The organism is Pseudomonas sp. A2 (genome assembly GCF_023100865.1).
GTDB classification, from domain to species: Bacteria; Pseudomonadota; Gammaproteobacteria; order Pseudomonadales; family Pseudomonadaceae; genus Aquipseudomonas; species Aquipseudomonas asiatica.
On sequence record NZ_CP039127.1, the window covers coordinates 56,317 to 74,765 of the forward strand.

The 18,449-nt window shown below is 54.9% G+C and carries 13 protein-coding genes; 4 read left to right on the forward strand and 9 right to left on the reverse strand.

Annotation, left to right across the window (positions count from 1 at the left end; genetic code table 11):
- Positions 1-11 precede the first annotated feature (11 nt).
- From E5221_RS00285 to E5221_RS00305, 5 genes are all read right to left on the reverse strand, one after another.
- Positions 12-2,009, reverse strand: coding sequence for a heavy metal translocating P-type ATPase (locus tag E5221_RS00285; RefSeq protein ID WP_010951452.1), 1,998 nt, complete (start codon positions 2,007-2,009; stop codon positions 12-14).
- A gap of 202 nt (positions 2,010-2,211) precedes the next feature.
- A complete protein-coding gene (locus E5221_RS00290) occupies positions 2,212-2,535 on the reverse strand; it encodes a DUF2790 domain-containing protein (RefSeq protein WP_003253432.1) in 324 nt (107 codons plus the stop codon).
- A gap of 162 nt (positions 2,536-2,697) precedes the next feature.
- Positions 2,698-5,859, reverse strand: coding sequence for a CusA/CzcA family heavy metal efflux RND transporter (locus tag E5221_RS00295; protein WP_010951454.1), 3,162 nt, complete (start codon positions 5,857-5,859; stop codon positions 2,698-2,700).
- Between the two features lie 24 nt (positions 5,860-5,883).
- Positions 5,884-7,134: an efflux RND transporter periplasmic adaptor subunit gene (locus E5221_RS00300; RefSeq protein ID WP_012269854.1), complete on the reverse strand. Its 1,251-nt coding sequence runs from the start codon at positions 7,132-7,134 to the stop codon at positions 5,884-5,886.
- A 68-nt stretch (positions 7,135-7,202) separates the two neighbouring features.
- The gene (locus tag E5221_RS00305) at positions 7,203-8,474 is read right to left on the reverse strand and encodes a TolC family protein (RefSeq protein WP_010951456.1); all 1,272 of its coding nucleotides are present in this window, start codon (positions 8,472-8,474) and stop codon (positions 7,203-7,205) included.
- 403 nt (positions 8,475-8,877) lie between these two features.
- On the opposite strand from E5221_RS00305, the gene E5221_RS00310 reads away from it, so the two are divergent.
- The 3 genes from E5221_RS00310 (at position 8,878) to E5221_RS00320 (ending at position 11,826) form a co-directional block, all read left to right on the forward strand.
- Complete coding sequence (locus tag E5221_RS00310) at positions 8,878-10,221, forward strand: OprD family porin (protein WP_003253422.1); 1,344 nt, start codon at positions 8,878-8,880, stop codon at positions 10,219-10,221.
- A gap of 489 nt (positions 10,222-10,710) precedes the next feature.
- Positions 10,711-11,385, forward strand: coding sequence for a heavy metal response regulator transcription factor (locus E5221_RS00315; protein WP_003253420.1), 675 nt, complete (start codon positions 10,711-10,713; stop codon positions 11,383-11,385).
- A gap of 117 nt (positions 11,386-11,502) precedes the next feature.
- Positions 11,503-11,826, forward strand: a complete 324-nt coding sequence (locus E5221_RS00320) for a hypothetical protein (RefSeq protein WP_010951457.1) — start codon at positions 11,503-11,505, stop codon at positions 11,824-11,826.
- A 101-nt stretch (positions 11,827-11,927) separates the two neighbouring features.
- Here the strand turns inward: E5221_RS00320 and E5221_RS00325 are convergent, their stop codons facing one another.
- From E5221_RS00325 to E5221_RS00335, 3 genes are all read right to left on the reverse strand, one after another.
- Positions 11,928-12,455 carry a hypothetical protein gene (locus tag E5221_RS00325; RefSeq protein ID WP_012269855.1) on the reverse strand — a complete coding sequence of 176 codons (528 nt, stop codon included), beginning with the start codon at positions 12,453-12,455 and terminating at the stop codon, positions 11,928-11,930.
- A 189-nt stretch (positions 12,456-12,644) separates the two neighbouring features.
- On the reverse strand, positions 12,645-14,042 hold the full coding sequence (locus E5221_RS00330) for a hypothetical protein (RefSeq protein ID WP_223296393.1): 1,398 nt from the start codon (positions 14,040-14,042) through the stop codon (positions 12,645-12,647).
- An 81-nt stretch (positions 14,043-14,123) separates the two neighbouring features.
- Positions 14,124-14,525, reverse strand: coding sequence for a hypothetical protein (locus E5221_RS00335; protein WP_012269857.1), 402 nt, complete (start codon positions 14,523-14,525; stop codon positions 14,124-14,126).
- A gap of 905 nt (positions 14,526-15,430) precedes the next feature.
- On the opposite strand from E5221_RS00335, the gene E5221_RS00340 reads away from it, so the two are divergent.
- Positions 15,431-17,803 carry a DEAD/DEAH box helicase gene (locus E5221_RS00340; RefSeq protein WP_247846746.1) on the forward strand — a complete coding sequence of 791 codons (2,373 nt, stop codon included), beginning with the start codon at positions 15,431-15,433 and terminating at the stop codon, positions 17,801-17,803.
- A gap of 273 nt (positions 17,804-18,076) precedes the next feature.
- Here E5221_RS00340 and E5221_RS00345 read toward each other — a convergent pair whose 3' ends face one another.
- Complete coding sequence (locus E5221_RS00345; protein ID WP_015268425.1) at positions 18,077-18,448, reverse strand: transcriptional regulator; 372 nt, start codon at positions 18,446-18,448, stop codon at positions 18,077-18,079.
- Position 18,449 lies beyond the last annotated feature (1 nt).

The window sequence follows — 18,449 nt, forward strand, 5'->3', positions numbered from 1 at the left end:
AAGCTCAGGGATCAGGTGCTTCTGCGGTAGGCCAACAGGCGCAAGGCGTTGAAGACGACCAACAGTGTGGAGCCCTCATGGATCGCAACAGCGGCACCAATGCTCAAGCCCATGATGGTGGACGGAACCAGGATGGCCACAATCCCCAAGCTGACGAACAGATTCTGGTGGATGATCGATCGCGTGTGACGGCTCAGCCCCACCGCAAATGGGAGTTGCCTGATGTCGTCAGCCATAAGCGCGATATCAGCCGTTTCCAGGGCAACATCAGATCCAGCAGCCCCCATTGCGATACCAACGCTCGAACTGGCCATGGCAGGGGCATCATTGACGCCGTCACCCACCATGGCCACCTTGGCGCTAAGGCGCAGGTTTTTGATGGCCTTGACCTTGTCTTCCGGCATCAGGTCTCCCCACGCTTCATCTAAGCCAACTTGTTTGGCTACAGCCTCTGCAACGCGGTTGTGGTCTCCAGAAATCATGACCATGCGTTCGATGCCCATCTCTCTAAGCTTCTGGAGTGCCTCTTTGGCCCCCTCCCGGGGTGTGTCCAATAGCCCGATAGCGCCCAGATCCTTGTCAGCACGCCGTACCACCATGGTGGTACGGCCTGACTGACGTAGACGCTCCGCAGCCTCCAGGGCTGCCTTGCTGAGTGCGGGAATACCATTGGTACCGAACATCTCGACCTTGCCAATCCAGACGAACTGCCCATCAAGCTCAGCACGCACGCCGCGGCCAATCATGTTGCTCATGTTCTTGGCTTGGAATCGGCGCCGTGTGCCAATCATCTCTTCACCGTCACGCACAATTGCCGCAGCCAGCGGATGGTCGCTCATCGACTCCACAGCGATGGCGACGTTTAGCAGATCCTCGATCTGCGTGCCGCCTATGGGTATTACATCGGTGATACGTGGGCGCCCTTCGGTCAGGGTACCGGTCTTGTCGAATGCCATGGCATTCAATGATCCAAGCTCTTCAAGTGGCGCACCGCCCTTGATCAGCACGCCACCTCGGGCTGCCCTGGCGATGCCAGAGAGAATGGCGCTTGGTGTAGCGATCGCGAGCGCGCAGGGGCTGGCTGCAACCAGTACGGCCATCGCCCGGTAGAACGAGTCACGGAACGGCTCGTCAAGGAAAATGCCGGCAAATAGCAGCCCGACTACCAGCAGTAAAACCAACGGGACGAATATGCGTTGGAAGCGGTCCGTGAATCGCTGGGTCGGTGACTTCCTGACTTCGGCTTCACTGACCATCTTGATGACCCGCGCCAAGGTACTCTCCGTAGAGCGCCGGGTTACCTCAACCTCGATGAGCGTTTCGCCATTGATGGTACCGGCGAAGACTTTCGAGGCTGCATCCACTGCATCTGGCTTGCTGCGTGCGAGTTCGGCATCAGGAACAGGTTGCTTGTCCACGGGGACGCTCTCACCGGTTACTGGCGCCTGGTTGATACTTGAGGAGCCTACGACTACAAAACCATCGGCCGGCAGGCGGTCATTGGGGCGCACGATGACAACGTCACCGGGAACCAGCAGCTCCACGGGCATCTCCACCGTGCCATTTGCTCTGCGTACGATCGCGGTGGCTGGTGCGAGCTTGGACAGTGCCTCAATCGCTTTCTTGGCCCGCCCCATCGCGTAGCTTTCAAGGGAATGCCCCAGACTGAACAGGAACAGCAGCAGAGCCCCCTCCGCCCAGGCGCCGATGCTCGCGGCACCGACTGCGGCGAGAAGCATCAGCGAGTCGATCTCGAAGCGTTTCTGACGGATGTTGGTAACCGCTTCCTTAGTGGTGAACCATCCACCGAACACGTAGGCCGACACGTACAGAATCAGAGGCAGACGATCAATCAGGCCAAGTTTTCCTGCGAGAGCTCCGGCACCCAGGAGAGCACCACAGATCAGCGCGAAAATCAGCTCTGTGTTCATTCCAAAAATGCCGCCATGCTCATGGCTATGACCTTCATGCCCGGCTTGGTCATCAGGGCGTTCAAGCAAACTCTTCATAACTCGTCCCTTCTGGGGTCAAGGCTTCCAATTGCCCTCTGCAGTTGGGGAGCCGTCTCTGTTGGTTGGCTAAGATCTATTGCACGGTTTGCCCGAGCCCAGGCGTTAACATTTCGAAGCTATGGGGTATCGGGCGTAATAAAAAATGCCAGGCACTGCCTGGCATTTATGAATTCTCTAATTGTTCTGTTCAAATCGTTTACTACTTGTTGTTGATGCATTGCGAATACATCGAGTAACGAACAGTCTTGAGCGTGCCCTGGGAGTCCTCGAAGGTCATCAACCGTGGATAGACCTGGCAGGTACGGGGGTCCTGCGACTGACGTACGAATTTCGCAACGTCTATCTTCATGCCATATTTGTAATCCTGAATCTCTGGCATTGGCTTGCCATTTTTCTCCGCGTACTTGGCCACTGCGGTCTGGTGTTCCTTGGTGTATTGAAGCTGCTTGCTCTCGGAGAAAGTGTTGGCCTGCGAAGCCACCGAGAAAACAACAAGTGCAGCAGCGATAATTAGCTTTTTCATAAAACCCTCTCAATTTCAAAACTTCTCGGGCGTAACCTTAGCAATGCATAGGCATCACCGGCATGACGAGAAACTTACAATTTTGAAAGGTAAGTGCATCTACTTCACTTTAAACAAAAAAGCCCACAACACGTGTTGTGGGCTTCTCTTTAGCGGAGGCTGTTAGCTAACCACTTCGGCCTCGTCGCCGTCTTCATCCTTGCGGTGTGCCCAGTGATACAGGGCAGGCAGTACCAGCAAGGTCAGTGCGGTGGAGGACAGGATCCCGCCAATCACCACCGTCGCCAATGGCCGCTGAACTTCGGCACCGGTGCCGGTGGCCAAAGCCATCGGGATGAAGCCCAGGGACGCTACCAAGGCTGTCATCAGAACAGGTCGCAGACGGGTCAATGCACCTTCATCGACTGCCTGTCTGAGCGTTCGTCCCTCCTCCCTTAGCCCGCGGATGAAGGCAATCATCACCAGGCCGTTCAGTACTGCAACGCCGGACAGTGCAATGAAGCCGACACCTGCCGAGATCGACAGTGGGATGTCCCGCAGCCACAACGCCACAACACCACCGGTGAGTGCGAATGGAATACCGGTGAAGACCAGCATGCCGTCCTTCAGGTTGTTGAACATCAGGAACAACAAGGTCATGACCAGCAGCAAGGCGACTGGAACAACGATCTGCAGGCGTTTGGCAGCCGACTGCAGCTGCTCGAACTGGCCCCCCCAAGTCGTCCAGTAGCCCGCAGGGATTTGCACCTTCTTGTCCAGCGATGCGGTCGCCTCCTCAACGAAGGACCCCAGATCGCGGCCTCGAACGTTGGCGCTGACGATAACCAGACGTTTGCCGTTCTCGCGGCTGATTTGGTTCGGGCCCAGTTGCAGGTCCAGATTGGCGACCTGGGACAGCGGGATGAAGCCGATCTGATTGGCACCCTGTGCCGCATTGGCAGGTACCGGGATCAGCAAGCTGGACATACCCGCTACGTCGGTGCGAACGGTCTCTGGTAGGCGTACTACCATGTCGAACCGACGGTCGCCCTCATACAGCGTGCCGGCCTGACGGCCACCCACGGCGATAGCGATCGAGTTCTGAACATCCGCGATGTTCAGGCCGTAGCGTGCTGCTTTTTCGCGGTCAATGTTGATGGTCAGCACCGGCAGGCCGGATGTCTGCTCAACTTTCACTTCCGATGAGCCCGGGACCGCTTTGAGCGCTGCCGCGATCTTGTTGGCGGTGTTGTTGAGCACGTCCATGTCATCGCCGAAGACTTTCACAGCGACGTCACTACGCACGCCCGAAATCAGCTCGTTGAAACGCAGTTGGATTGGCTGCGACAACTCGTAGTTGCTTCCTGGAACACCCGCTGCGGCCTTCTGCACTTCAGCAATCAGCTCATCACGAGGCTTCTTCGGGTTAGGCCACTGATCCTGAGGCTTGAGCATGATGTAGGCGTCAGAGGCGTTCGGCGGCATCGGGTCAGATGCAATTTCTGCGGTACCCGAGCGTGCGAACATCCGCTCAACTTCAGGCACCTGCGCAATCACCGCTTTCTCCAGACGCTGCTGCATCTCGACAGATTGAGTGAGGCTCGTTCCAGGCACACGCATGGCCTGCATCGCAAAGTCACCCTCACTGAGGCTTGGGATGAACTCGCTACCCATACGACTTGCCAGCAAACCACTGAGCACGACCAAGGCTACTGCGGCCGAGAAAGCGATGTTCCGATGTCCCAGCACCCATTGCAGAACCGGTTCATAGCGCAGTCGAGCTGTGCGCATGACCACGCCTTCCTCTTCCTTCACCTTGCCAGTGACGAACATGGCAATAGCTGCAGGAACAAAGGTAACGGACAGGACCATTGCACCCAGCAGCGCCATCACAACGGTGAAGGCCATCGGGTGGAACATTTTGCCTTCGACGCCGGTGAGGGCGAAGATCGGCAGGTACACCACCATGATGATCAGCTGACCGAAGATCAGCGGCCGGCGAGCTTCTCGCGCCGCGGCAAAGACCTCGTGGAAGCGTTCGGTTTTGGTGAGCATGCGGCCATGCTTATGTTGCGCATGAGCCAGTCGACGGATCGCGTTTTCTACAATAACCACGGCACCGTCGACGATGATGCCGAAGTCGAGTGCCCCCAAACTCATTAAGTTGGCACTGACCTTGTTGTTGAACATGCCTGTGAAGGTGAACAGCATGGACAGCGGAATCACCATCGCGGTGATCAGAGCCGCACGGATGTTGCCGAGGAACAGGAACAGAATGGCGATAACCAGGATCGCGCCTTCCACCAGGTTCTTCTTCACCGTCGCGATGGCTTTTTCAACCAGGTTGGTACGGTCGTAAACAGTCACAGCCACCACGCCCTTTGGCAGGGTGCGGTTGATGTCCGCCAATTTGGCGGCGACAGCTTGAGATACGGTGCGGCTGTTTTCACCAATCAGCATGAACACGGTACCGAGCACGACTTCGCGGCCGTTCTCAGTAGCAGCACCTGTACGGAGCTCTTTACCGATGCTGACGTCAGCAACGCTGCTGATGCGAATCGGTGCACCATCCACACTGGTGATCACGATGTTGGCGATGTCTTCGATATTGCCTACCTGACCCGGTGCACGGATGAGCAACTGTTCACCATTACGCTCGATGTAGCCGGCACCGACGTTGGCGTTGTTACTTTCCAACGCTGCGACCAGGTCATTGAGTGTCAGCTTGTAGGTAGCCAGGCGCTTTGGATCCGGCGCAACCAGGAACTGCTTGGCATAACCGCCGATGGTATTGATCTCGGCCACACCCGGGACGTTACGCAGCTGAGGCTTGATGATCCAGTCCTGGATCACGCGCAGGTCGGTCGGGGTGTACGGCGTACCGTCCTCTTTGACCGCGCCATCTTCGGCTTCAACAGTCCACAGGAAGATCTCGCCGAGGCCGGTAGATACCGGACCCATGACGGCCTCTACACCTTCTGGCAGCTGTTCCTTCGCAACCTGCAGCCGCTCGTTGATCAACTGGCGGGCAAAGAAGATGTCAGTGCCATCCTTGAAGATCACGGTGACCTGAGACAGGCCAGAGCGAGACAGGGAACGGGTCTGCTGAAGGCCCGGGAGACCGGCCATGGCCGTTTCAACTGGAAACGTGATCCGTTGTTCGGTTTCCAAGGGCGAGTAACCAGGCGCTGCAGTGTTGATCTGCACCTGGACGTTGGTGATATCGGGTACCGCATCGATGGGCAGCTTTTGATAGCTGTAGATACCGATACCCGCCATGATCAGAACGGCGATCATTACTACGATGCGCTGCTCGATGGCGAATCTGATGATACGTTCAAACATGAGAAATCATCCTGTCAGTTCGCATCAGTGACCGTGTTCGGCAGAAGCTTTGCCGAGCTCGGACTTGAGTGTGAAGCTGCCACTGGTTGCTACCTGGGCGCCGGCTTCAATACCGTCGATGATTTCCACGTACCCATTGTCGCGGCGACCCAGTTTTACCGGGCGGGTGTCAAAGCCATCTGGGGTGCGTACGAATACCGAAGGTTTGTCTTCAACGGTCTGCACAGCGTGCTCAGGGACCGCTACGGCAACTCGATCGGTCTGGAAGGTGACCGCAATGTTTACGAACAGGCCTGGACGCCAGGCGCCGTTGGGGTTGGTCAAGGTGACGCGGACAGTAGCTGCACGGTTTTGCTCGCCCAGCAGGCTGCCGACATAACCCACCTTCCCTTCGACCTCGACGTTCATGTCAGGCGAAGAGACTTTCACTGCACGGCCAGTCGTGACCTTGCCCAGATCTGTCGGCGGAACTGCGAAGGTCGCCCAGACCTGATTCAGGTCGGAAAGGATGAAGGCGTTGGTCGCCTCGCTGACGACTTCGCCGACGGTCAGGTGTTTCTCCACTACCACGGCGTCGAAGGGAGCGCGGAGCTCGTAACGATTACCGCCAACGGAGTTAACCGAGGCACCGATTGCGCCGACCTTCTGCTTGGCGTTGGCCAAGGAGATCTCCGCTTCTTGCAGCGCTTGGCGTGCTTGGAGGTAGTCTTGCTCTGCAGAGATCTTGTCCTGCCACAGTTGCTTCTCACGTTCGAAGGTCACACGCGCCAGTTCGACGCGACGCTGTGCGGCCTGTTGTTCGCTGCGCAGGTCAGAGATCTGCTGGCTGGCGATTACCGCGAGGACTTGCCCTTTCTTGACCGTCTCGCCCAGGTTGGCCTGGACAGCCTCAACAACGCCAGGAACACGAGGAACCACGTGGGCAGTACGATCTTCGTCGAAGCGAATTTCGCCAGGGAAGCTCACGACGGTACCGAGGTCACGAGGCGCTGCAGCTTCCAGGGCAACACCAGCGGCCTTGATCTGTTCAGCGCTGAGCGTCAGCTTGCCCTCTTCTTCACCGCCCTCTTCGCTGTGGCCTTCTTCACCATGGCCCTCATCACCTTCCTCTTTGGCGGCAGATGCGGCTTTCTTTTCGTCGCCATGGCCATCGTTAGCGCCATGCTCGGCAGTACTGGCGGCCTGCTGTCCGGAACTGTTGTTCCAGGCAAGGCTGCCAAATCCGAGGGCTGCCACAGCGGCTACCGCGAGGGCGATCTTGCGTTTGTTATCCATTGCTACTCCTGCTGATCGTAGGCACCGGCTTGTTCAAGGCTGTGTGCCGAAGAAAATGTTTGGCCCGTTCAGCGAGTGCCGGCGGTTGAGCCGACTTCGCCATAAACCCTTTCCACCTGCGCACGCGCATTGGTCGCCGCTGCCAACGATTCGAGGTATTGGCCACGAGCGACGATCAAGGTGCGCTGGGCATCCAGCACTTCGATGAAACCGAATTTGCCCATCTCGAAGCCGCGGGTTGCGGTCTCTACGGCTTGTTGGGCTGAAGGCAGAATGGTCTTGTCGTAGGACTCGACCTCCTGCATGGCGGTGGACCATTGGTTCAACGCGGTTTGGGTTTCGGTGCGCAGGCGCAGCTCAACAGCATTGCGCTGGTCCCGGGCCTGATCTGCACGACGAGAAGCGGAAAGAATGTTGCCCTGGTTACGATCGAACAGCGGCAAAGGCATAGACAGGCCCACAGTGTTGACCCGCTCGCGCACAGAGCGGTCGTACTGGCTACCTACACTGACAGTAAGGTTCGGGATACGCTGAGCTTTCTCTGAGCCGAGCGAGGCATCGCTCTTGTCTATCTGCACCACGGCCTGACGCATTTCTGCTGTTTGGTCGAGCTTAGCCAGCAGATCTTCAGTGCGAGGTGGCAAGCCCGGGGAGAGGGTTGGCGATTCGAGTCGATCAAACACGGTGACTGAGCTCCCGGTAATTTGAGCGAGCTGTTGGTAAGCGGTCGCTTTTTCCGTTTCTGCACGTCGAACTTGCAGCTGGGCTTCGGCCAGTTGCACTTGAGCGCGGGTCGCCTCCACTGGGGACGACTTACCTGCGCGAACACGGCCATCGACGATGCGAAGACCGCGCTCAGTCAGTTCGAGAGATTGCTTGGCCAGGTCGAGACCTGTCTGGGCCCGCAACGCGGCGTAAAAGGCTTGGACGACATCTGCACGCAGGCCGTTAACGCGACGGTCTAACTCAAGCTGTGCGGCGGTCTGCCCGTATGTGGCGACGTCAACACGAGCCCCCCGCTTACCGCCCAGCTCAAGGGTCTGGCTGAGAGAGACAGTCGTCTGGCTGGTGTTACGACGGGTGTCTTCCACGTCATACGAGATTGTGGGGTTGGGGATAAGCCCGGCCTGCTTGCGAGCACCATCAGCGATCCCAATTTCTTGCCTGGCCGCGGCCAGGTCTGGGTTGGCATCCATGGCCGTCGAAAGCGCCTGGGGCAAGCTGATGCTTTGGGCAAGGGCTGCAGGCGCCATCAACCCAGAGATGACTGCACAGAGTGCAGCGATCTTCCAGGGCGAGACGGGGGTCTTGGGTAAGACATTGCGGTTATACCGGGGCACTTTGATGGTCCTCGTGCACAAACTTCGATAAAGCTTGGCGAGAACGCCGAAACAGCTGCCAAGCCCCACTTGATTAGGTGATGGCACTCTAATGAGCGGTAGCTATCAGAGGGGTGGCTAGAAAATTACAATTCCGTAAGAATGTCCTGTAATGCCCGAAAATACTGGGAAACCAAACCCGACACGATGATTTCGTTACAAGCAACGGAGATGGCAAACACGCGGTGCGAAGGCCCGAACAACAGGTAGATGACGAAATTGTAATTTTCCTATCACCCCCCCGTTATCTTCGGCCTGCAAATATGAGCTCGCGCTACGCTAGGCGCGCCGCCTGGTCAGAACAATTAACGACACCCGCGCCGGTAAACATAATAAAAACTGCCGTGAATCAAAGGAGCATCGGATGAAAATCAAAGTACCACTGTATTTGGCGGCAGTTTCTGCGCTGTCTGGAAGCTATGCTATTTCGGCACAAGCTGAAGACAAGCCAGAAGGCTTCATTGAAGGCAGCAGCCTTACAGTGTTGAACCGTAACTTCTACTTCAACCGTGATAACCGCGACAGCACCGCCCCCACTTACAACAGTGGCAAGGGCAATACGAACGGCTACTCCGAAGCCTGGGCGCACGCGATCATCAGCAAATTCAACTCCGGGTTTACCCAAGGTACCGTTGGCTTTGGCGTTGATGCCTTTGCCATGATCGGCCTCAAGCTCGACACCGGTGATGGGCGCAACGGCGGCCGTAGCTCCTTCGACGTGCTGCCCGTTGATAACAAGGGTGAAGCTCGCGACGAATACACCAAGGTCGGCGGCGCAGCCAAAGTCCGCTTGTTCGATACCATCGTGAAAGTGGGTGATGTCTTCCCATCGACCCCGGTCGTCGCATCGGGTGACTCTCGCCTGCTGCCAGAGAGTTTCCGCGGTGTGACCGTTGAGAACACCAGCATCCAGGGCCTTACCCTCCAGGGTGGTCGTCTGCATGCGATGAGCCAGCCGGTCTCAAGCAACCTGAACGACAACTTCGTGACGTTCTACGGCGGCCCGGTCAACTCGCCATGGATCGGTTACGGTGGCGGTGACTACTCGATCAACGACAACTGGACTGTGAGCGTCTACGCCAGCCAGCTGAAAGACGTCTGGAATCAGTACTACGCCGGCACAAGCGTGGTTTACCCGCTGAGCGACGATCTGGCGCTGATCGGTGGCTTCAACTACTACAAAGCCGTAGATGAAGGTAAGAAGCGCCTGGGTGAATTCGACAACAACATCTGGAGTGCCAAGGTCGGTGTGCGTTACGGTGCCCACACCCTGGCCCTGTCGCATCAGCGCAACAACGGCGACGACGATTTCGACTACCTGCGTCAGTCGGACTCGATTTTCGTCGACAACTCCATCCAGTACAGCGACTTCAACTCGCCGAAAGAGCGTTCCTGGATGCTGCGCTATGACCTGAACTTCACCAGCTACGGCATTCCAGGCCTGACGTTCATGACGCGCTACGCCAGAGGCTCGGGTGCGGATTACTCGAACGCTAACCAGTTCTACATGCGCACCGACGACAACGGCAACCCGCTCGACAATCAGAAGCGTTGGGAGCGTGACGTCGAAGTCAAATACGTTGTCCAAACCGGTCCGGCAAAAGATCTGTCCTTCCGGTTGCGCCAGGCAACCACGCGTGCCACTGCTTTCGAATCGGATCTGGATGAAACTCGTGTAATCATCGAGTACCCGCTTTCGATTCTGTAATTCGCTAACTGGGCCAGTTATCCATTGGCGGGTCCTGTTAGTAAAACGAGCATTACGCATTCACCTTGAGTGGCTTAAGTGCTCCTTTGGTAAAAGGTGGATATTTGGCGCCCATTGGGCGCCTTTTTTTTGCCTAAAATTCAAGTAGGCGTTCGATTGTACGCATCGCATGCCGGTGAAGTTCATGACTACACCAATGACCAGTCTCTTCAATGTGAGCGACCTCGCCGTCATCTGAGCGGAACGAAGCCAGCACAAAGAAGAAAATAACCCAATACTTCATAAGGTCAAATCACCTGCTGGAGAGAGGGCCCGCAACTGTCAAACCCAAACCGCGACAAGATATACCGCCAGACTATCAACTGTATTACCTAGAAATTACAAATCCGTCATTTGAGCCCCGGCACGCTCATTTTGATTTACCATCCCTTTCAATAATGCCGGCGCGCGTGCGCGGTTAATTGCTCAGTGATATCGAGACAAAATCCCATGCGAATTCTGGTAATTGAGGATGAAGTAAAAACTGCGGAGTATGTGCGTCAAGGTCTGACGGAATGTGGCTATGTCGTAGATTGCGTCCACACCGGGTCAGATGGATTATTCTTGGCTAAGCAGCACGAATATGAGCTGATTATCCTGGATATAAATCTGCCAGAGATGGACGGTTGGCAGGTCCTTGAGTTGTTGCGTCGTAAAAACTGCCCTTCCCGTATCATGATGCTGACGGCGAGAAGCCGGCTGGCGGATAAGGTCCGGGGGCTGGAGAACGGAGCAGATGACTACCTGATCAAGCCATTTGAGTTCCCTGAGCTGCTGGCCCGGGTTCGCGCCTTGATGCGCAGGTCAGATCACCCTGCATCCGTAGAGGTCATTCGCGTCGCTGACCTGGAGCTTGATCAGAGCCGGCACAGGGCATTCAGGGACGGTCAGCGCATTGACCTGACCACGAAAGAATTCGCGTTACTGCATTACCTGATGCGTAATACCGGTGTGGTGCTGAGCCGCACCCAAATTATTTCGCAGGTTTGGGATATGAATTTTGACTGCGACACAAACGTTGTAGAGGTGTCGATTCGAAGACTCAGAGCCAAGATAGATGACCCTTTCGAGACCAAACTGATACATACGCTTCGGGGCGTAGGGTATGTGCTTGAAAAACGATAGTTGCCAAGCTCTCTAGTACCGAAAATCCGCTACATGCTCCCGTCGCTTGCGAACTTGAGGTTTCTGTTTACGATCCGCGGCGCTGATTCCTCACTCAACAAATGAGGTAGGCTGTACATGAGGTATAGCATTGATTATCAGCAGGTTTCGCAAGGACAATCCGATGCCAGCATTGATGCCTGTCCAGCTGACATTGTCTTCAACAGCGACCATGGCCTAGCTCTTATCCCGTGCGTTGGCGATGTTATCAACCTCCCCTCTACGGCGGTCAAAGAAGGGGTTTGCGGCATCGTTAGATCAAGGATTTTCAATTATCTCAGAGGTCCTGAAGAGCTGTACTGTCACGTCAATATTCTCGTTGAGGAGGCGGACATCAATTTCGAAAGTCTCATCTCGGAATACATGCGCAATCAGTCACGTGCTCGCTCGCCTTCTTCATAAAGTCGAAGGCGGGCCAGTCCATTAATGGTTGTGTATGGGTGAGGGTTCAGCAGAGCGAGCGCCTACTGAGCACCAGAGATGAATAGTCACAGCCTAGTGGTTTAACGCGGTACTGCTGGTGTACGCAGGGCCGGACTCATTGTTTTTTGAATGGCGCATTGCAGCACATAGAAATATAAAACCCCGGAAGCAAATACGATTGCGGACAGATAAGCAAACTCAGAGTCTAAAACCCCGGAAACCATATACAATTTAATCGTGATAGAACCCATAATAATTCCGGTACAGTACATGACGCCTGTGAACTGATTGCCCAAAAAACTCAGTATGCCGCTGAAGGCATTGTTCGCACTCAACAGCATTGCTTTCAGTATCGTCCAGCCGAGAACTGGCAGAAAAGCCTTGATCATGAAGGCGAATAACATCGACGATGCAAACAGTTTTATCGGGGTTTCTGCCCACGGCTTGATGGTGCCGTCTACTTCAACGCCGGTATACAAGATGATATTCAGAATAATCGCCATAAGGGTGCATATGCCGAGGCGTATCATTTCCCGCTTAAGCGGGGCCATCATTATCACTGCGTGAATCTTGTTTCCAAAGTATCGTTTTAGTCCTTGGATCGACATTTTTCTTCCTATGCTCTCGGGTATGACGCTGTTGTAGCGTTGTATGACGGTCATGCTTTTACCCGAAGAGAGGTGACGCTTCAACGGTCCTGAATTGCGCAGGGGATCTCATGTCCTTCCCCTGGCTGGGTAGCTTGCTGAGAAATTCTCATCTACCTGCGTGGCAACGATGCGGCCACCCCGCCGCCGTCAGAGCTCTGGAGGACTGGCTGCTGTCAGCAACTCATCGAGTGACGGAACCTTAGCGTTTGCACTGAGGACGAGTGTTCTGGATCGGAGTATGGATACATCAAAGAAAGATTCGCACTCGACTCTTCCGTTTACTTCTCTCCAGTGGGTGACTTCTGGTATCAACTCATTAGGCACCGGGTATAGTGCCATAGGGTTATGGAATACCTCCACTTCAGCAGACCACGGCTCGTAGCCATATTGCGGCCAGAGCTGACCGTAGTCGCTGGACGCTACATCCAACAGAAATGGGATACCTCGTGATGCTCCCGGAGAACGGTCGAAAAACTCACCAAACCGCAAGTATCGGTACCCGTCTAGATGAGCTCCACCTGAGATCGGCACTCGGCTGAGCTTTGGCACTGTGCAGGCATTGGTGAAAATGACCGCTGAAAGATGGGCATTTTCCATTAGCGTAAATAGGCCGTTGGGGCGCCCTGATAGCAGAGATGTCTCTTCCTCCACAGTTATCAGGTGCGTACCACGATGCGCAGATGAGTGAACTGCAAAGCCATAGAGATAGCTGATGAGCGACTCCCTGCTCCACAGCATTGAACTGGGCGCATGGAAATCGGCTAAGGCCAGAATGAGCGGCTTACCCTCCACGTGCGGTAGGGATTCGTAACGCTTGTCCAATTTGTTTTGGATGGTCCTCGCAAACCTTTCTGCAGCCGCTCCTAAGAAACGCTCATGTCGGTCAGCGGGTGGGGGGACCGGCGAGGCGCCAAAATGCTCATACCGCTCTTCCGGGTTGGCTGTCACTGCTTCAACCCAGGCCTCATCTCCCAGCCTATTCTCGATGTGAAAATCGGGTGATTCTTTAGGCTGGGTGACCAAGAGTCCCTGTTCACGAAAAATCGCTAATAGGTGGGCTTCCCAGAGGCGGGTGTGAAAATTCTCAGTCTGGCAATCGGGAACCCAATTTCTGTCTGGGGATGGCAGTGCGAGATACAGTTGATTCAGCGCCCACGCCCCAATACGGCGGCTTGGATCAAATAGTGATTTGAACACCACGCTTGGTGTGCGCTTACCCATTCTGCTTAGAGGAGCACGTCGTCGTTCACCTGAAGGGAGTGGAAGCGGATGGGCTTGGGTATAGAGAAAATGGCTGATTGAGGCGCGGGCTTCGGACTCGCCAGTGGTGCACTCACCATGGCTGAGGAGCACCCACACGCTATCGACACGACGCCGCAAGGTGACAATTCCGAAGCTGCCGGAATTGATATTTCGGGTTAGAGCGGCACAAGAAATTCCGTCCTCACTAAGCCATGCCCCTACTGGCGGGCTGTCCCCAAACCCCAACCCTCGTGGAAGCGACAAAGCGATTAGATCGAACATCGGCGCAGCAATTTCTTTCATTCGCTGATCTCGGCAGCCGTCAAAATGCATTCCATCAATGCCTCGGAGCGTGCCCGCCGGCGATGGCATCGGTGGAGGTACCTATTGAAGAAGGGGGCCTTGTTCCACCAGGACATCTCGGTTGGTGAAGATGGTCTCAATGGTTGCAGCCTCGGCAGCCACATGAGTCTTTCGCGTGATCTCTTCAAGGGCCAGTTCGAGCCGGTAGTCTTGGAAATACTCGTACAGCTTTTCAGAGCTCTCGGATATCTCCTCCCCACCATTCTTCGCGAACAAGATGTGGATGATCGCTGCGAGTGGGAGAGAGATGTCGAGATCCTTCTCTTCTGCATCTGAATCCGAGTTCAAACCGTCGAAATACCTCTCCAGATGACTCTGGAGCTCCTCAAGCCAGAACTGAGATAGGTTGCTTGGAAGGGAGCTTTCAGGCCCGGTCAGAAGGACTTCATCTCTGAATAGAGCCAGCAGATTGGGGTTTGCCATGGAGGACCTCACGATTAGATTTGAGAGCAACTGGTCAGCATAGTCCACCTCAAGATGACCACCTCCTTGACGCCCATCCTGGTGCTCCTGAGCATCAGACGAGTGAATCGCCCCGAAACCTGTAGATACAAAATGACCGCTTCTCGCCGTTAGCTGCCTTTCTTGAAGGACAGCTTTGGGTCGATAGCGGCCTTCGTGGAGGTTGGTGTCTACGGGGTCGGTTTAGTCAATCTGAATCTCCGGTTTCACCTCCGTGAGGCCGGCCATCGTCATGCATCAGATCTTGATTGACACGCGTGCCGCTTTGGATAGCCTTGCAATTGAGGGCTGCAACTGCGCATTTGTCGGGCCTGGGTACCAGCATGAGCCCCCCGCAATTTTGGCAGCAGAGGAAGCTGGTTCCTCTGAAGTAGTGACGGCGGGCATTGCCAGTCGGATTCTGAACCCAAGGTCGCCAGACTAGGAGCTAAAGGATCGCTGCGACTACTCCTCATCCCTTACCGAAAAGTCACGCGTCGGTCGTAAACGGCCCTTTCCAGGCCAATCAACTTTTGTGATTGGTGAGTAGGGATTTCTCGGCTTTTCTGTGAAAAGCACCCCTTCATTTCACAAAAAAAATGGCGAAGATTCCAATTTCACGGGGTCTGGCCTATCACCTATTTTGTGAACCTACATTCGGTGTAGGTTTACAGAAAAGCTGCACGCTTTCACAGATAGATGACCGGCCGGGCCCAGATTCTGGTCCCCACCGGTCAACATCAAGCTCGCACGCGCGGGCTTTTTTTGCCTCTATTTTCTTCAGCCTCACCTGAAGGCCCCGAAGGCATTTGATGGCCGCCGTCGTAGGCTGATAGCCTACCCGTAACTAGGTTAGCAACCTGTTCAGCGACAGAGGCTTCTAAGCAGTGAGCGATTCCACGCTGGTTGCAAAATTGCGGGCAGAGAATGAGCGACTTGTAGCCTTGCTTGAGGCGCATGGCATTGAGTGGCAGCTTCCAGCTGAGTCTGTATGTATGCCGGTACTGGGTAATCAGCCGCTCACCAACCTTGATACTGATAGCAAACTCGCTCTTTTCCGTAGCTTGTTCAAAGGACGTATCGACACCTACCCATTGCGCTGGGAAAGTAGAGGCGGCAAGTCTGGGTATGCACCTGCCTGTGCCAATGAATGGCGGCCCGGAATCTGTGAAAAGCCACTTATCAAACGCGGTGATTGTGGCAAGCGTCAACTCCTACCAGTGAACGACGAGGTCATTTATCGTCACCTCTCAGGGACTATTGTGGTTGGGGTCTATCCGCTGCTTTCGGATGATACGTGTCACTTCCTAGCTGTCGATTTCGATGAAGCTGACTGGCGAGAGGATGCGCTGGCGTTTGTGCATGCTGGCCGTTCTCTCGATGTTCCTGTAATTCTGGAAATCTCGCGTTCTGGCAATGGGGCACACGCGTGGATTTTCTTCCAAGACAAAGTGCCTGCCAGTGACGCCCGCCGTTTGGGAGCCGCGATCATAAGTCATGCTTGCGAGCGCACCCGACAGCTGTCACTCAGTTCGTACGACAGGCTCTTCCCGAATCAGGACTTTATGCCCAAGGGTGGGTTCGGCAACCTGATTGCTCTGCCGCTGCAGAAGCGAGCCAGGGCAAACAATCACAGTGTTTTTGTCGACGACTCACTGGAACCGTATCCCGATCAATGGGGGTTCCTGGCTTCTGTTCGGCGGATGAGTCCAGAAAGCATCCAGCCGGTTATCAATCAAGCCATGGGCAATCGAGATCCTTTGGGTGTTGCTTTTTTTGACGAGCAGAGTGAAGCCGAACCCTGGAAACATCGTGAGCCAACTTCCCGGTCGCTGACATGCCCTTTACCAGATACCCTCAACGTTACGCTGGCTAACCTGATTTATTTTGAGAAGTCACAGCTACCCCAGCCATTGGCTAACCAGCTCATTCGGCTTGCGGCTTTTCAAAACCCTGATTTTTACAAGGCGCAGGCAATGCGGCTATCGGTTTGGAATAAACCCAGAGTCATTGGCTGCGCTCAAAATTTCCCTCTGCATATTGGGATTCCTCGCGGCTGTTGGGATGCGGTAGAGGATCTCTTAAAAGACCACAAGATCACTCCGCAACTTCAGGATGAACGCTTTGCTGGCGCTGCCCTCGAGGTCAAATTCTTGGGTGCATTACGTCCAGATCAGGACGCGGCAATCCTTGCACTGATTCCGCATGACACAGGAGTACTTTGCGCCCCAACGGCGTTTGGTAAAACAGTAACCGCCGCTGCTCTAATTGCCAGGCGTAGAGTTAACACTCTGGTACTTGTGCATCGCACGGAACTGCTTCGGCAGTGGCAAGCCCGATTACAGACCTTCTTGGGCGTAGGAAAGGAGGTAGTCGGTACGATTGGCGGTGGAAAGCCTAAGACAACCGGGCTGATTGATATCGCTGTGATGCAGTCACTTTCGCGGAAAGGTGAAATCAGTGACCTGATCAAAAATTACGGTCAGATTATTGTGGATGAGTGTCATCACCTCTCTGCGGTCTCCTTTGAAGCATTACTACGAAGCGCCCCCGCGCGCTATGTGCTTGGTCTGACTGCTACACCCATCCGCCGAGACGGACAGCAGCCAATTATTTTCATGCAGTGCGGTCCCATTCGGCATACTGCGGCACGACCAGAAAATGCCCCCCACGATTTGTCAGTCACTCCTCGGATGCTTAGTGGTCCGGTTCCTGTATCTGATGGTGCGGGAATACAAGAGGTCTTCAAAAGACTTGCCGACGACCCGGGGCGTACTGCGCAGATCGTTTCAGAGATCCGCTCAGCCTATGAGCAAGGTAGAAAAGTACTAGTGTTGACGCAACGCACGGAGCATGTGGATGCCTTAGAGCAGGCACTGAAGGCGTATATTGAAAACCTCTTTACCCTTCATGGAAGAATGCCCAAGAAGCAGCGATTATCCCGTCTTGGAGAGCTTGAATCCTTGTCTGAAGACACGCCTCGAGTCCTCCTTGCTACGGGAAAACTGATTGGTGAGGGCTTTGATCATCCTGCATTGGATACACTCGTGCTGGCTATGCCCATTTCCTGGCGGGGAATCCTCCAGCAATACACTGGTCGATTGCATCGAACGCACACCGCCAAGACTGATGTACAAGTCATCGATTTTGTTGATGAGGGCAACGTCGCATTAATGCGAATGTGGGAGAAGCGAAAAATAGTCTACAAGATGATGGGGTATCGGCTGACGGACAGTCTGGCCACTATGAAACTTCTCTAGTGCCGCCTAATCTACGCCAATTGCCGTACTTGGTGATTGTTGATAGCGGCGTAGCCCCTCAAGTGGAAGCCATCCATCGTTTGTATGGGCGCGGTCTCTCGGTGTGCCGGGAGGAGACCTTCGGCGATTTTTCAGATGACGTTGTTGAGGAACTGCGCCGAGTGGAGTGGGACCATGATAGTTGGCTTTGGGAAGCGGGTTCTTAGGCTAGTGACCTTTCCCTATTCCTCCAAGGCTTATTCGCTCTTCCACAAATAGTGTGGACAGCTGGCTTCAAGCTGTCTTCATTGGTTTGATCAGGCTTTCAGCCGGAATGCCAAACATTTCGTGCAATTTCCAAATCATTGGCAGCGTCAATGAACGCTTACGATTTAGCACTTCATAGACCCGGTTTGTCTTACCTATGGCAGGAGCCAGATCGGCAGCGGTTAGGCCGGACTGTTCCATACGAAACTTGATGGCCTCGATCGGGTCTGGCAGCTCCACCGGAAAATGCTTGCTCTCGTAAGCCTCGATCAAGGTGATCATGACTTCAAAAGCGTCTCCCTCGGGTGTGCCAGGTTCTGGCTCATTCTCGAACAGCGGAGAGATCTCCTTGAGTGCTGCCCGGTAGTCGTAGTCGGTGCGGATTGGGCGGATGTTCATT